The organism is Aequorivita flava (assembly GCF_038742595.1).
Lineage (GTDB): Bacteria > Bacteroidota > Bacteroidia > Flavobacteriales > Flavobacteriaceae > Aequorivita > Aequorivita marisscotiae.
This window is the reverse complement of record NZ_JBANCF010000010.1, coordinates 42,710-57,555: the sequence shown is the minus strand read 5'-3', so window position 1 is coordinate 57,555 and position 14,846 is coordinate 42,710. Positions and strand designations below refer to the sequence as shown.

Genomic DNA, 14,846 nt, shown 5'->3' with positions numbered 1-14,846 from the left:
AATTGAAATCTGTAAAAACTGGATCGCCCCTTTACAATTCTTCACTTTGTAGGAGTATTTTCAAAGCTAAATAGAGAAGAGTAAAGATAGCAGTGACTAACTTTATTTCGGTTAGTATTTATTGATTGTATATTCTGAAACATTCACCATTTTTAAAAAAAATCACCCCCAATTACCTTTCAATTTTCGTAGTTTGCAGCTTTAATTTTCCGAAGCTAATTCATGAAAACACAAGCATCAAAAGTTTGGCGGCACAACAGTATTCGTTATGCATTTTTTTTTCTTGGTCTTATTTTTTTTGGACTGGGCGTGGCGGTTTCCGTTAAGGTAAAACATCTAGGCTTACATCCTTGGGATGTTCTAAACGTGGCCTTGTTTGAACATTTTGGTTTTAGTATTGGCACTTGGAGTATCGTGGTTGGTTTGTTGCTAATAGGCATTTCACTATTGGTGAGTAAAAAGTATATTAATATTGGTACATTTCTCAATGCATTGCTCATTGGACCAATCATGGATTTCTTTCTTTGGATAGATATTTTGCCAGATGCAAGTTACAATTGGACAGACTATTTAATACTACTGGTGGGAATCGTGCTCATAGGTTTGGGCGGAGGTCTATACGTTTCGGGAGGCGTAGGCGCTGGCCCAAGAGATGGATTTATGCTTTCCATATCAGAACGAACAAGATTATCTGTGAGTAAAGCCCGAATTTTAGTGGAGAGCATAGTGCTGGTTATCGGGTTTTTATTGGGAGGCCCTGTGTTTTGGGTAACATTTATTTATACTTTTATCCTGAGCCCGATTTTTCAATTTTCTCTGAAATTTTTTACCCGGCTTAGATCTAAATTAGATGGAGTTAATGACCAGCCAGATATGGTGAGAAATAAATTTTAACACCCTCGATGCGCAAAAAAAAATTCCGAATATTATGGTTCTTGAATTTTAAATTATTTTAAAGAAATCCGTAATAGTTGATGCATTACTGAAATTTAGCACTAAATCAATCCCACGGATTATCCTTTATCTCTCCTTTTTTACCGAGCGTATTAAATTTATAACTCAGCGTAAGCATAAAATATTGCTTTAAAACCGTACTCTGAACGTCTTGAATATAATTTTGGTTTGAGGTACGACGAACATTACTGTTTTGGTTCAGCAAATCGTAAACTTTTAGAGTCGCACTACCGCTGTCTTTTAGGAATGAATAGGTTAGCGAACTGTTCCAAAAAACATAGCTTCTGTTAAAACCCTCGGTAACATCTGCATTATAAACATATATAAAATCGTTGCGCCATTCCAAAGATTTTGGGACGAAAGTTGTGGTCCGCAAATTAAATTCGTGTCGTGTGTAATTGCTATTTTCAAATGTACTAACATCAATGCTATTTGTGCTGTAATTATAGCTATATCTGGGGCTTAGCTCAAACAAATCTTTCCAAGTAAACGTAGCGTTTATTGACGGGGTATAATTAATCGTGGTACTATTGTACTGCACGTTATTATTAAAATTTACATTGCTATTTCCGGTAGCATATAGAAAAGCTCCGTATTTAATAGTGCGTAAACTGTCTATTTTAAAACTTTTATTGAAACCAATATTTCCAGACAAACTATACGTGCCGTTTACATTTGTAAAGGTGGTGGTTTTTACGAGATTTTCATCTACTGTGGTTTTGGGCACGACACGGTCGTTACTGAATTCGAAATTTAAATATGAATAAAATCCTGTTTGGTTTTTAAAATCGTAATTATTTCCTCCCAAATAGAAACGATGTTCGTTTGAAGGTTTCAAATCTGGATTTCCGCGAGTAATATTCAAAGGATCCGAAATATCAACAAAAGGTGAAAGTTGGTCTATGTCTGGCGCAGTATTCTGTAAATAATATCCTGAAAAGGCACTGAATGTTTTACTGAATTTATATCGAAAATTAACACTCATCTCCAACGCATTAAAATCATTTTTGAAATGTATATCTCTTAGCGCATCATCGCTTTCCAACGTTCTAAAAACATAAGCAGCATTTACGCGAGCATAGATTTTTCCAGTAGTATAAGTTACGCCCATTTCTGGACTTGACTGTTGATTTGTATTGGTAAAATCGGTACTCTGAGCTGTGTTGAAAGTGGTATAATCTTCTGAAAATTCGTCAAAATCAAAAACATCCTTTCGGTCCTTTCGTTTCTCGTTTTCAAAATTATATTCTAAATTTAAAAAGAGTGTATCGGCAATAATGGGTAGACGCCACTGCGGGGTTACGGAAAATCCTGATGCACTTTTCTTGCCATTGGTTCGCTGGTTTCTTAAAAGGGTATTTGGGTCTTCACCAAAAATTTGTGTTTCGCTAAATATGTAATCTTGGTTGGCGATCGCATTAATTTTGTTTGTGGCTATAATTCTAAAAAAGCCTCCATTGCCACCATATTTTTTGGTTACCGAGAGCCTATTATTAAAATTATTTCCGTCTCTTTCGCTGTGGTTATCGTTAACAGATTGGTTAATAAGCTCCTCATTTGCATTTTTGCTCGTCTCGTTCTTAGTAAAGTTTGATATTACTTTATTAAATGATAGCTGTGGGCGAATTGCTATTAAAAATGTGGAATCTATCTGTGTATTAAATTTTAGGTTGGCCGTATGAGTATAGCTGTCGGTTTCTGAAGTAGTATTTACGTTAGAGAGATACCTATTTTCGGGTAAAATGTTTTCACGATTTCGCAATTCTTCATTAAACGTGTTTGCGGAGGAATAAAAATAATCTGTGCTAATATCTGTTTTTTTTCCAAAGTCCTTGGCAAAATTGGCTCCGGCAGTTCTAGAATTTGTGATGCCATCACCTCCGCCAAACGCCATTCCGTTATAATTAAAGGAGCCATTACTATTAAAATTAAGTTGTCTGCCACTGCCGAACATTTTTTCTATTTCACCAAAACTAAATCCTGGGGAGTTAGTATTATTTCCGCCTCCCAAGGCGCTAATTCGCAAATCATTGTCAAAATAATTTATAAGTCCAGCATATTCAAAACGTTCATCGGTTCCGCCTCCAGCCGCTACCCTGCCGAAAATGCCTTTATTTTTTTCTTCGTCAATTTTAATGTTTATAGTTTTATTATTTTCATCCCCTTTTTCACCTGTAAATGCTTCAGAATCTGTTTTGGTATCGGTTACCTGTATTTTTTCAACTATTTCTTTGGTTAGGTTTCTGGTTGCAATGGTGGGATCGTCCCCAAAAAATGGTTTTCCATTTACCAAAATTTTGTTCACTGGTTTCCCATTAACGGTTATATTTCCTTGTGCATCTACTTCAACGCCCGGAAGTTCCTTCAATAAATCTTCAACAGTGGCGTTCTTTTTTGTTTTAAATGAAGTCACATTAAATTCTAAAGTGTCCTTTTTAATGGTAATCGGGGCACGCGATTTTACAACAACTTCATCTAAATTTGCCACCGAAACTGAAATAGGAATACTCCCCAAATCCTGCACGGGCGTATCTAAATTCACCGTCTTCTGAAAATTTTGATAACCTACATAGCTAAAATTTATCCGTACATTTTTTGCTGAAGTCTTTCCTTCCAAAATAAATTTGCCGTTTTTATCTGTTATCGTGTAAGTAATTAAAGTACTGTCCGCTACCGTTTCCATAAAAACAGTGGCAGCTTCCAATGGGTCTTGAGATTCACCATCAATTAAAACACCCGAAACTTGTACATCCTGTGAAAAGCTTAAAGAAACAAACAAGAAGAAAAATCCAAAAAGAAATTTTTGCATATAAAACGTACTGGTTTATTGATTTTATTGTCGAATATATAGCTATATATTTAAAACCACTTCCAAATTTTAAAAATAAAACGGTATCATTTTTTTATAAAAAACATAAATGCCTGTAAATAAACAAATAGGATTGTACGCCAAGGAGTAAGTGAATAATACAATACTTTTCTTTAAAATTATAAATTAAAAAAGCTACTAAAATTTTATTAGTAGCTCTTTTAGTAAATGTAACCTTGCAATTACTCGCCCGAAGGTTTCTTTACTTTCACCTTTCGTTCACGTATATCTGTTATACTAATAGGATTGGCTTTATCGCATCTATTAGGCATTTTTAACGATCTGAACGTAAACCACACACGCATTCCGTGCGTTTTAAAATTACCTAGCAAATTTACGGGATCGAACATAACGGTTCTATCATCTTCCAGTGCAATTACATATTCGCAATCGCCCTCCGCGGTAGAATGTACAATAATACCTTTGTATTCTTGAACAACCGGCGCCGCAACTTGACTATTCCCTCTATTATTAGGTCTGGAGGTATTGGCTTTAGACGAACTGCACGAAGCTAGGCTTACCATCGTAAAAGCAAGAAATAAAAACTTAATAATATTTTTCATAATAATATTCCTTTATAGCTAAATTAATAAAAAAGGCTGCCTTTCATAAAAAAACAGCACTTATATTAATTCGTTATTTTATGAGAAGTTTATTTTTCAGAATTTTCAATTTCGGCAATCGGGTGCCAATAATTAAGCTGCTGTATGTATTTTTGTTGAATAATGGGTTGCGTCTTATACCAGAAAAGCTAGCACGTACCTCGAATTACCTATTTAAACAATACACTCCAGCAAAAGCGAAGTTGTAAAAAATCGCAAACGAAGCATGACTTATTTTTTCCTAAAATAAACTGTAATAGGCACCCCGGTAAAATCGAAATTTTCCCGAAGTTTATTTTCAATAAAGCGCTTGTACGGATCTTTTACATATTGCGGTAAGTTGCAGAAAAATGCAAAGCTTGGATAGGGTGTTGGCAGCTGCGTGCAGAATTTTATTTTTACATATTTAGCTTTATATGCTGGCGGCGGATAAGCTTGAATTATTGGAAGCATGACTTCATTCAATTCGCTCGTTTTTACCTTTTTACTTCGGTTTTGGTATACCTCAACCGCGGTTTCAATTGCTTTGTAAATTCGTTGTTTGGTAAGAACCGAAACAAAAACAATTGGCACATCTACAAAGGGTTCAATTTGCTGACGGATATATTTTTCGTAATCCTTCACGCTACTACTTTCCTTGTCTTCCACCAAATCCCACTTGTTTGCAAGTATTACGATTCCTTTATTATTACGTTGTGCTAGCCAAAAAATATTTTCTACCTGTCCGTCAAAGCCTCGAGTGGCATCAAAAACAAGAATAATTACGTCGCAATGCTCAATAGCTCGAACGCTTCGCATCACGGAATAAAATTCCAAATCTTCCTTTACCTTGCTTTTTTTGCGAATTCCCGCAGTATCAACAAGGTTAAACTCAAAACCAAAACGATTGTATTTCGTGTCTATGCTATCGCGTGTTGTTCCCGCGATGTCTGTAACAATATATCTGTCTTTTCCGATGAGCGCATTTATAAATGAAGATTTCCCCGCATTGGGACGGCCCACAACTGCAAATCGTGGAAGCTCGCTATCATCCGGTTCCTCTCTATCCGGCAATGCTTTTACCAGATCATCGAGTAAATCGCCGGTGCCACTCCCGTTGATACTAGAAAGATTGTATTGGTTTTCAAAACCCAGCGAATAAAACTCCAAAGCATCATTTACGCGCGATGCGGAATCTACTTTATTAATTGCTAAAAAAATTGGTTTTTTTGAACGACGAAGCAGTTTTGCAACCTCTTGATCCATTCCTGTAACGCCGCTTTCCACATCAACCATAAAAATAATGGCATCGGCTTCGTCAATGGCCAATTCAACCTGTTTGTCTATTTCAGCTTCAAAAATATCGTCGCTTCCTTTTACATAACCTCCTGTATCTATCAACGAAAATTCTTTTCCGTTCCAATCACTTTTACCATAATGACGATCGCGCGTAACGCCACTCACTGCGTCAACAATGGCTTCTCTACGCTGAATTAGCCTATTAAAAAAAGTAGATTTCCCTACGTTTGGTCGTCCTACAACGGCAACAATGCTCATAATCTCTGGTTTAGGGTGCAAAAATAGCTTTTAGTTGGCAGAAAAAATATTATTTTAACCGCTTTAAACTCAAATAAGTTAAGAATGCTTTCGAATGAAATAGTTTTACGCCCACGTTTCCAAATAGAACTGGAGCAACCCTGCACGCAGATACTTACAAAGTTTTCGGAAGCAAAAAAGTGCCAAAGCAAGTTTACCATTTCTTGCGTAGATGACCATATTTTTCTCAAATTACCAAAAAAACAACAACACTTTTGGTCGCCCCAGTTGCATTTGGAAATAATTGAAAAAGACGAAGAATCCTGTTCCTTACACGGTTTTTTTGGACCAAACCCAACCGTTTGGACTATGTTTATGTTTTTTCACGTTGCGGTGGGAATCCTTTTTATGGTGAATTTAACTTGGCTTTACTCAAATTATAATTTGGGAAATTCCATCGGACTTCAAATTTCAATTTCGGTAATTTTAATTCTCACCTGGATTGTACTCTACGTTGCAGGAAGACTTGGCAAGAAAAAAGGAAAACCCGGAATGCGGGAACTCTATGAGTTTATGACAGAAACCATAGGGTAAAATTCCAAATCACAAATCCCAAATTCCAAAGAATACTATGTTGGGATTTGGAATTTGTGATTTGTGATTTTTAAAATTTACTTTTGATTGTATCCAAACCTACGGAGTTGCTTTTCATTACTACGCCAATCCTTATTAACCTTCACATACAGTTCTAAATGTATTTGCTTTCCGAAGAATTTTTCCAAATCCTTTCTAGCTTCAATACCAACCCTTTTTAATGCCGAACCCTTGTGCCCGATAATGATTCCCTTTTGGGTTTCGCGCTCTACCATGATTATACTTCGGATACGGATAATGTTTTCGTCTTCAAAAAACTCCTCAGTGTCTATTTCAACTGAATAGGGAATTTCCTTTTTGTAGTGCATCAATATTTTTTCGCGAATGGCTTCGTTTACGAAAAAACGTTCGGGTTTATCGGTTAATTGATCTTTTGGATAAAATGGGGGCGACTCTGGAAGCAATTCAATTATCCGATTAAAAACTTCGGGGACCCCAAAATTTTGAAGCGCCGAAATAGCAAATATTTCAGCATTCGGAACTTTTTCCTTCCACATTTTTACTGCTTCGGAAAGTAACTCTTCATTGCCTTTGTCAATTTTATTAATAAGAAGTAAAACTGGAATTTTTGAATTTGTTATTTTATTGAAAAAGGCTTCATCCTTCAATTCCTTCTCACCCAATTCCACCAAGTACAGCAGAATATCGGCGTCTTCAAAAGCAGATTTCACAAAATCCATCATACTCTCCTGCAGCTGGTAGGCAGGTTTTATAATTCCGGGGGTATCGCTCAATAGCACTTGAAAATCATCACCGTTTACGATTCCCAAAATACGGTGGCGTGTGGTTTGGGCCTTGGAAGTTATTATGGACAGCCGCTCGCCCACAAAAGCGTTCATCAAGGTGCTTTTGCCCACGTTTGGATTTCCGATTATATTAACGAATCCAGCTTTGTGTTTTGTCATTTCTTTGGAATTGGTTCTACAAATTTACATTTATTTTAGGCGAACCGTCAAAAATAAGTAGCTATCCAGGCCACAAATTCTGCTTTATAGATAGATTATTAATCTAGTTAGAAGGCTATATTTTTAGGTTTTTGTTAATAGCGTGTAGTATTGAAACAAGAAACTTTACAGAAATTCTTTCACTTTAATCTCATTATAAAGTTATAAATAATATAAATTAGCACAATTATATCCTTTTAATAGAAATTTACGATGACTAAAACTATTATTTTACTTGTGGCGCTAATTGCATCCATTGAAAGCTTTTCACAAGTTGGTATCGGAAATACTGATCCTGCCGAATCATCACTACTAGATATTAACGATTCAAATAACGATAAAGGGATTTTAATCCCGAGAGTAGATATTGCAGATTTAAACACCCAAGCTCCTATTACCACAACAACTATAGAAGAAAGTTTATTGGTATATAACACCAATATCACCACGGGAAAAGGGTTTTATTATTGGAGTGGCACAAACTGGATACGAATTCAGGCTTCTAATGACGACAAAAGTATTTACGCGGCCGACGATAATTTAATTGGCGCCAGAACTGTAGGGCTCAACGGTTATTCATTAAATTTTAATTCGGGTAATAATGTGGCATTACAAATTGACAACAATCGTCGCCTTACCTTTGGAGGATATGGAGGAACTACCTTTGCAGGAAATCCTTTAAACCTTTTAGGAGTAAATAGTACTGGCCAAGTAATTAGTCTAAATACCAATACGGCTTTTACTCTCGCTAATTCCGATTGGTTTGAGGAATCAACTACCAGTCCACCCAATAGTATTAATGATAACATTTATACCAATGGTGAGGTAGGTATAAATATTATATCTCCAAATGCTCCTCTACATATTTTTGAAGAAACCGGCACAGCTCCGTCGAACTCTGACGGCACAGTAATACTTGAACATGGCGATGACGGAGGGATTTCTTCCATCGTTTTTAGAAGTCACGTAAACAGTACTAGCGATTATGGCTATATTAGTTATTCCGACAATGGTTCCGGCAATGGGTCTGGGGTAGAAAGTAGTCTTTTAGAAATTGGGGTTCAAAACGATACGCCCACAGGCTACCCGCAAGGTATCGACAATATAAATTTAGCCGCAACGGGTTCTATAGGAGTAGCAAATGTAGTACCCGATGGTAGCTCATCAATAGATTTCGGCGCAAACGATCGCGGCTTATTGGTTAATCGTGTTACCCTAACCGCAGCAAATAATGCCTCGCCTATTTCGAATCCTGCAAATGGATTACTTGTGTTTAACACAGCGACCAATTTTTCACCTGCAGGTTATGAAGATGATGTTAGACCAGGGTTTTACTATTGGAATGCCGCTCAATCTAGATGGATTCCCCAAAGTCCAGATAATCGTTCAGCCAGATTCGTTAATAGCAATACAACCTTTAATTTAAACCAAGCAGTGGCAAGTCTTCCTATTTTTGGGTATGAACAATGGAATGACGATCCATCACTTTATGAAGTTGTTACCGGACCTAATTCAGATGAAATAGTTATACAAGAAGATGGGCGTTACCAGGTAACTGCCAACATAGCCATAACTTCACCAAATGCCAGAACCAATATAGATGCAGAGTTTGTAGTTTACCCTATTATAGGTTCAACGCGGTATCCAGGCTCAACAGCCGCTACAGGGTATATGAGAAATGCAGCTAATCATGATCATAGCTCCTTGCACTTAAATGAATCTATTGAACTAGACGCCGGCGATACACTTGTTATAGAAGTTCAACGAGAAGCTAATAGCGGAACGGTAACTATGAGAGTTGCGGGTGGCAGCAACTTCACAATTAAAAAAGTAAAGTAGATATCTAATTTCTTAAAAAGAATTTGGGAATTTTCTAAACGACTCAATATCCTTTTTCTCTTTAAATTCCCTTTATTTACAGCCATTACCTTTTCTTTACTATTAAGAGACTAGTGGAGGTTTCGATTTATTTCATTTAAAAGAAACTATATGTCTATTCATAATTCAAAAATTTGAGGTGCCAAATTTCAATTTTAAAAACTGCGCAGACTACCCTTACTACTGAGCATTGAATTTCGTATTTTTACGCAATGCTTTTCCCAAAGAAAAAAATAGAACTCGAAGAAGGTGATTATTATTTAACGCCCGAAGGTTACAAATGCTTTACGGAACAATACCACTTAAAACGCGGATATTGTTGCGAAAGCGGTTGTCGCCATTGTCCGTATGGATTCGACAAAAAAACAGGGAAACATCAATAAAAATAAATTTTAATAATGACTTTTAAAGAACAAATACAACAAGGCATTCCATCAGTTTTACCTGAAAAGAAAGCATATGATGCTTCAATAAATCACGCGCCAAAGCGAAAAGAAATTCTTTCAAAAGAAGAAAAAGATTTAGCGTTGCGCAATGCCCTTCGTTATTTTGAACCAAAACATCACGCTATGCTCCTACCCGAGTTTCGTGAGGAATTGGAAAAATACGGGCGTATCTATATGTATCGATTCCGTCCAGATTATAAAATTTACGCACGCCCAATTGACGAATATCCTGGCAAATCTCAGCAAGCAAAAGCTATAATGTTGATGATTCAAAACAACTTGGATTACGCTGTGGCGCAGCACCCACACGAGCTAATTACTTATGGTGGCAACGGCGCAGTTTTCCAAAACTGGGCGCAGTATCTTTTGGTAATGAAATACCTTTCCGAAATGACCGATGAGCAAACCTTGGCAGTGTATTCAGGGCATCCAATGGGTTTATTCCCATCGCACAGAGACGCGCCGAGAGTTGTTGTTACCAACGGAATGATGATTCCGAATTATTCAAAACCCGACGATTGGGAAAAATTCAATGCTTTGGGAGTAACGCAATACGGGCAAATGACGGCGGGAAGCTATATGTACATTGGCCCACAGGGAATTGTTCACGGAACCACGATTACGGTGTTAAATGGTTTCAGAAAAATTAAAAAAGAGCGGAAAGGCGGGTTATTTGTAACTTCTGGTTTGGGCGGAATGAGCGGCGCGCAACCCAAAGCAGGAAACATAGCAGGTTGCGTAACGGTTTGCGCCGAAGTAAATAAAAAAGCCACTGAAACCAGACATAGTCAAGGTTGGGTAGATGAAGTAATTTCAGATTTAGACGAACTTTCAAAACGTGTAAAAGAAGCAACTTCAAATAAAGAAACTGTTTCCATCGCTTACGACGGAAACGTGGTGGAAGTCTGGGAGAAATTTGCAGAGGAAAACATAAAAATTGATTTGGGAAGCGACCAAACCTCGCTTCACAATCCGTGGGCGGGCGGCTATTATCCCGTTGGATTAGCTTATGAAGAAGCCAACGAAATGATGGCAAACAATCCGGAGCAATTTAAAAAGGAAGTTCAGAAAAGTTTACGCCGCCAAGTGGAAGCAATCAATAAACACACTGCAAAGGGAACCTATTTCTTCGATTACGGAAATGCTTTTCTTTTGGAAGCATCTCGTGCGGGCGCAGATGTTATGAATGATAAAAAGGTGTCAGGTCGAGCGCAGTCGAGACCTCAATCGGAGTTCAAATATCCATCTTACGTGCAAGATATAATGGGCCCAATGTGTTTCGATTACGGTTTTGGACCATTTCGTTGGGTTTGTGCTTCTGGTAAACCCGAAGATCTTCAAAAAACCGATGAAATTGCGTGTGAAGTTTTAGAAGAATTGATGAAAAATTCGCCTAAAGAAATTCAGCAGCAAATGCAGGACAACATAACTTGGATTAAAGGAGCGCAGGAAAATAAATTGGTAGTCGGTTCGCAGGCACGTATTCTTTATGCAGATTCTGACGGTCGCGTGCAGATTGCTTCGGCTTTCAACAAAGCTATTTCCGAAGGTAAAATCGGACACGTTGTTTTAGGTCGCGACCATCACGATGTTTCAGGAACCGATTCGCCCTATCGTGAAACATCCAATATTTACGACGGTAGCCGGTTTACTGCAGACATGGCAATTCAGAACGTTATTGGCGATAGCTTCCGTGGCGCTACCTGGGTAAGCATCCACAATGGCGGTGGCGTAGGCTGGGGTGAGGTGATTAATGGTGGTTTCGGAATGGTTCTTGATGGTAGTACAGATGCGCAACGACGCTTAGAAAATATGCTTTTCTGGGATGTTAATAATGGAATTGCAAGACGTAGTTGGGCACGAAATGACGAAGCTGTATTTGCAATAAAACGTGCAATGGAAAACAATCCGCAGTTGAAGGTAACGCTTCCAAATTTTGTTGATGACAAATTATTCACATAAAAATTCGACCACGAATTCACTAAATTGTGCATTTGTGGCTAAAAAAAAGAAAAAGATGAAAGCACTTAAATTTTTACCCCTATTACTGCTTTTTGCATTCACTTCCTGCTCCACCGTTCGCGTAGCATCGGATTTCGACAAAAAAGCAAATTTTAATCAGTACAATTCCTTTGCTTTTTTTAAGCCAGGGATTGATAAAGCCGAAATTAGCGATTTAGATAAAAAACGTATTCTTCGTGCCATTGAAGGAAATTTAATAATGAAAGGAATGGCAAAATCTGAGACTCCAGATTTACTCGTTAGTATTTTTACAAAAGAGCGTGAACGCGTTGATGTATACAATAGCAATTTTGGATACGGATGGGGTTGGAGTCCTTGGTATTATGGCAGCTATCATGGCGGTACAAATGTTTCTCGAACTGCTGAAGGCACGCTTTACATAGATTTAATAGATGCTAAAACGAACAATTTAGTTTGGCAGGGTATGGGGAGTGCAGATTTAGTAACCGGAAATATGGAACGCAAAGAGGAGCGAATTCGCGAAATAGTCTCCAAAATATTAGCAGAGTATCCGCCAGGAGCTCTGAAAAAGTAGTTAAAAAAAGGCTTTTATGCAATTTGTATAAAAGCCTTTTTTTTATCTTTAAAATCAAAATGCTCACTTATTTTCATCTTGGCAAAAAAAAGACGGCCTAATTTATTTGTAAGAAATCACATTTTAAAATATAAACAGGCTGTTTAAACTTTATAAAGAATTACAAAAGAAGCACGATCACTAATAAAATAAGAAACTCAACAAAGCGGATGATAAAACTTTCAAAATACAATCGGCGATCATTATATGGGGGGTTAATTGCTGCCGTCATTACCGGAACGGGAGTTTTTCTTCTGGGAAATATTTCAGGTTATGAAGCAAAAAAACTGATAACCTCTTCCCTACCGGGAATCAACATGCTTTGTAATACCATTGTGCTTGCTTCGGCAACAATCTTGGCACTTTTACTTACGCTTTTAGGTATAAGTTCTGGCTCCAAATCAAAATTAAAGCAAGCCCATTATACCCAAGTAATGGCAATTGCAAAACTGGACACAATCCTTTTTGTAATAGCTATTATACTCTTTCAGATATTTAATATCCCCATCACCGAATCTGAAGAATTGCCCACGACCTGGTATTCCACTATTTATTGGGCTACGCTCTTTCTTTCCTCACTGCTCAGCGGTGGGATGGTTTCGGTTATTTTAATGCTTTACAACACTGTTATCAATATGATTAAAATTGTGGGACTTGGCGACGAGGATCATCCGCTCGTTTTTCAGGAGGATAATATAGAAGAAGAGAATGAATAAAAAAGCCCTCCTCAAAAAAAGGAAGGCTTTAAATAATTGGGGATAATTAAAAGTTTATTGTTTAACCAGTTTTATGCCTTTTACATTCCCTTTGTGAGTAGAAATTTTCATAAAATAAATACCTGATTTCCAACTTTGCGTATCTACGTTTACCGAAGTCTCCAAATTGTATTTCGCTGAAAATAACTGCTGCCCTAAAACATTATAAATTGAAATTGCTTCAATTGGCGAATTGCTATTAATAATCATTTCAGCTTTTACCGGATTTACAAAAGATATTGAAGTGTCTGAAAATTCTTCAACACCTGCTGTATCATCCACTACATTTTGCGCATAGATTTTTAGGCCGTCGCCCTTGTCTTCCACAAAAACTGCTACGTTCTGCGAATTTCCTTCTTTTGTAAAATTCACTCTTGTTTTGGCTGCAGCAAAAGTAGCTACGGGACGGGTTTCTTCGGGCCACGCAAAATCACCGTTTTCATTTAAATAAACGCTATGTAATGTGGTAGGCGTGGCGCCATTGTTTTCTCCTTCTTCCATCAAAAATAATGGATTGTCGTTTCTGAGGCGAAGTGAACCTGCGTGCGATTTATCATTTCCTATTGGAAAAACAACTTTTGCGTTATCGGTTAATTCACGTGCGCCAGAATCTTTATTAAATTTTTGGACGTATTCGCCACGTTCGCTTTGTGTTTCATTTCTATAGGTAGAAATTGACCAAACGTATTGCGAGCCGTTTTTAAAAGCTATTTCGGTTTCCATTTCATAATCGGTTTCGCCAGTATCAAAATCAGAACCATTTATACCCCAAGGTAAAGTTCCGTCAGGATTTATACGCTGCAAATACGAATCAAAACGTGTTCCTGCTGAAGCATAATAACCCATATAAACTACATCGCCATCCTGAACGCCTTTGTACGAACGAATAAAAGCAGTAGCTCTGTCAGAAATTTGAACAGCACTTCCCCAGACCGGATTACCATCTGCATCGTAACGTTGCGCATATAGAAAAGAGTTAATTCCCGTTAATAATTTATGGAAAACAGCTATATATTCGCCGCCTGCAATCTCAAAAAAGTTTCCTGGAGACGAAGTTCCAGAACCCGTTGTTAGCGGCTGAGTTGACGGCCAAACGGCAAGTCCGTTATCGTCGTATTTTTGCATAACTGCACCACTTCCAGAGAGCCAACTAACAATTGCTCCCCCTGTTGAAAGCGGTAGCACTGTTACCACATTCCCACTACCAACTTGAACTCCATTTGCACCCCATAAATGATTGCCATCGGTATCCATTTTAAACACAAAAGCAGGGTCTCCGCCCGCTGTTCCTGTAGCACCAATATAAAGATTGTCATTGGCATCTACGATTGTATTCATAATTACGGTTGAAGTACTCATAGGAATTTGGTCGCTAACCAACATACCATCGCTACCAAGTGTTTGGTTGCCATCGGCATCCATAATTTGCAAGCGAAGTTCAATATTTGTTGGTGGTCCAACATTTTTCCAAAACACTACATAAGTTTGCCCATCAGAAGTGCCACGCGTCTGTACATCTAGTTCTCCAGATTCTGCTACAAGTGTATTCGCATCGGTGTCGGCAGTCCATTGGGCGTGTAAAATCGTTACCCCAAATAATGCAAGAAACGTAATAATAGTTTTCATAATATAG

General features: G+C 37.6%; 12 protein-coding genes. 7 read left to right on the top strand and 5 right to left on the bottom strand.

What is annotated here, in order from left to right; genetic code table 11:
- Positions 1-222 precede the first annotated feature (222 nt).
- Positions 223-894 carry a YczE/YyaS/YitT family protein gene (locus VZD24_RS11775; protein ID WP_342687721.1) on the top strand — a complete coding sequence of 224 codons (672 nt, stop codon included), beginning with the start codon at positions 223-225 and terminating at the stop codon, positions 892-894.
- A 106-nt stretch (positions 895-1,000) separates the two neighbouring features.
- Here VZD24_RS11775 and VZD24_RS11770 read toward each other — a convergent pair whose 3' ends face one another.
- The 3 genes from VZD24_RS11770 to der all read right to left on the bottom strand — a co-directional run bounded on the left by VZD24_RS11770 (position 1,001) and on the right by der (position 5,964).
- Positions 1,001-3,763, bottom strand: coding sequence for an outer membrane beta-barrel protein (locus VZD24_RS11770; RefSeq protein ID WP_342687720.1), 2,763 nt, complete (start codon positions 3,761-3,763; stop codon positions 1,001-1,003).
- Positions 3,764-4,005: 242 nt separating this feature from the next.
- Positions 4,006-4,386, bottom strand: coding sequence for a hypothetical protein (locus VZD24_RS11765; protein ID WP_279448977.1), 381 nt, complete (start codon positions 4,384-4,386; stop codon positions 4,006-4,008).
- A 270-nt stretch (positions 4,387-4,656) separates the two neighbouring features.
- Entirely contained in the window at positions 4,657-5,964 is a 1,308-nt protein-coding gene (gene der / locus VZD24_RS11760; protein WP_279450214.1) for a ribosome biogenesis GTPase Der, read from the bottom strand.
- Between the two features lie 81 nt (positions 5,965-6,045).
- Between der and VZD24_RS11755 the strand changes: the two genes are divergently transcribed.
- Positions 6,046-6,534, top strand: coding sequence for a GTP-binding protein (locus tag VZD24_RS11755; protein ID WP_279448978.1), 489 nt, complete (start codon positions 6,046-6,048; stop codon positions 6,532-6,534).
- A 77-nt stretch (positions 6,535-6,611) separates the two neighbouring features.
- Here the strand turns inward: VZD24_RS11755 and era are convergent, their stop codons facing one another.
- On the bottom strand, positions 6,612-7,499 hold the full coding sequence (era, locus tag VZD24_RS11750) for a GTPase Era (protein ID WP_342687719.1): 888 nt from the start codon (positions 7,497-7,499) through the stop codon (positions 6,612-6,614).
- Between the two features lie 252 nt (positions 7,500-7,751).
- On the opposite strand from era, the gene VZD24_RS11745 reads away from it, so the two are divergent.
- The 5 genes from VZD24_RS11745 to VZD24_RS11725 all read left to right on the top strand — a co-directional run bounded on the left by VZD24_RS11745 (position 7,752) and on the right by VZD24_RS11725 (position 13,174).
- Positions 7,752-9,377 (top strand): phage tail-like protein, encoded by a 1,626-nt coding sequence (locus VZD24_RS11745; protein WP_342687718.1) that lies wholly within the window; start codon positions 7,752-7,754, stop codon positions 9,375-9,377.
- Between the two features lie 251 nt (positions 9,378-9,628).
- Entirely contained in the window at positions 9,629-9,799 is a 171-nt protein-coding gene (locus tag VZD24_RS11740) for a C1orf53 family protein (RefSeq protein ID WP_157881732.1), read from the top strand.
- Positions 9,800-9,814: 15 nt separating this feature from the next.
- Positions 9,815-11,824, top strand: a complete 2,010-nt coding sequence (gene hutU, locus VZD24_RS11735; RefSeq protein WP_342687717.1) for a urocanate hydratase — start codon at positions 9,815-9,817, stop codon at positions 11,822-11,824.
- 55 nt (positions 11,825-11,879) lie between these two features.
- On the top strand, positions 11,880-12,419 hold the full coding sequence (locus tag VZD24_RS11730; protein WP_279448983.1) for a DUF4136 domain-containing protein: 540 nt from the start codon (positions 11,880-11,882) through the stop codon (positions 12,417-12,419).
- 209 nt (positions 12,420-12,628) lie between these two features.
- Complete coding sequence (locus VZD24_RS11725; RefSeq protein ID WP_279448984.1) at positions 12,629-13,174, top strand: hypothetical protein; 546 nt, start codon at positions 12,629-12,631, stop codon at positions 13,172-13,174.
- A gap of 54 nt (positions 13,175-13,228) precedes the next feature.
- On the opposite strand, the gene VZD24_RS11720 is transcribed toward VZD24_RS11725, so the two are convergent.
- On the bottom strand, positions 13,229-14,839 hold the full coding sequence (locus VZD24_RS11720; RefSeq protein WP_342687716.1) for a T9SS type A sorting domain-containing protein: 1,611 nt from the start codon (positions 14,837-14,839) through the stop codon (positions 13,229-13,231).
- Positions 14,840-14,846 lie beyond the last annotated feature (7 nt).

Bases quoted from the DNA above. Each gene is read 5' to 3' on its own strand.
- era (WP_342687719.1), bottom strand. From the start codon at position 7,499: ATGACAAAACACAAAGCTGGATTCGTTAATATAATCGGAAATCCAAAC.
- VZD24_RS11775 (WP_342687721.1), top strand. From the start codon at position 223: ATGAAAACACAAGCATCAAAAGTTTGGCGGCACAACAGTATTCGTTAT.
- VZD24_RS11745 (WP_342687718.1), top strand. From the start codon at position 7,752: ATGACTAAAACTATTATTTTACTTGTGGCGCTAATTGCATCCATTGAA.
- VZD24_RS11765 (WP_279448977.1), bottom strand. From the start codon at position 4,386: ATGAAAAATATTATTAAGTTTTTATTTCTTGCTTTTACGATGGTAAGC.
- VZD24_RS11755 (WP_279448978.1), top strand. From the start codon at position 6,046: ATGCTTTCGAATGAAATAGTTTTACGCCCACGTTTCCAAATAGAACTG.
- hutU (WP_342687717.1), top strand. From the start codon at position 9,815: ATGACTTTTAAAGAACAAATACAACAAGGCATTCCATCAGTTTTACCT.
- VZD24_RS11725 (WP_279448984.1), top strand. From the start codon at position 12,629: ATGATAAAACTTTCAAAATACAATCGGCGATCATTATATGGGGGGTTA.
- VZD24_RS11730 (WP_279448983.1), top strand. From the start codon at position 11,880: ATGAAAGCACTTAAATTTTTACCCCTATTACTGCTTTTTGCATTCACT.
- VZD24_RS11770 (WP_342687720.1), bottom strand. From the start codon at position 3,763: ATGCAAAAATTTCTTTTTGGATTTTTCTTCTTGTTTGTTTCTTTAAGC.
- VZD24_RS11720 (WP_342687716.1), bottom strand. From the start codon at position 14,839: ATGAAAACTATTATTACGTTTCTTGCATTATTTGGGGTAACGATTTTA.
- VZD24_RS11740 (WP_157881732.1), top strand. From the start codon at position 9,629: ATGCTTTTCCCAAAGAAAAAAATAGAACTCGAAGAAGGTGATTATTAT.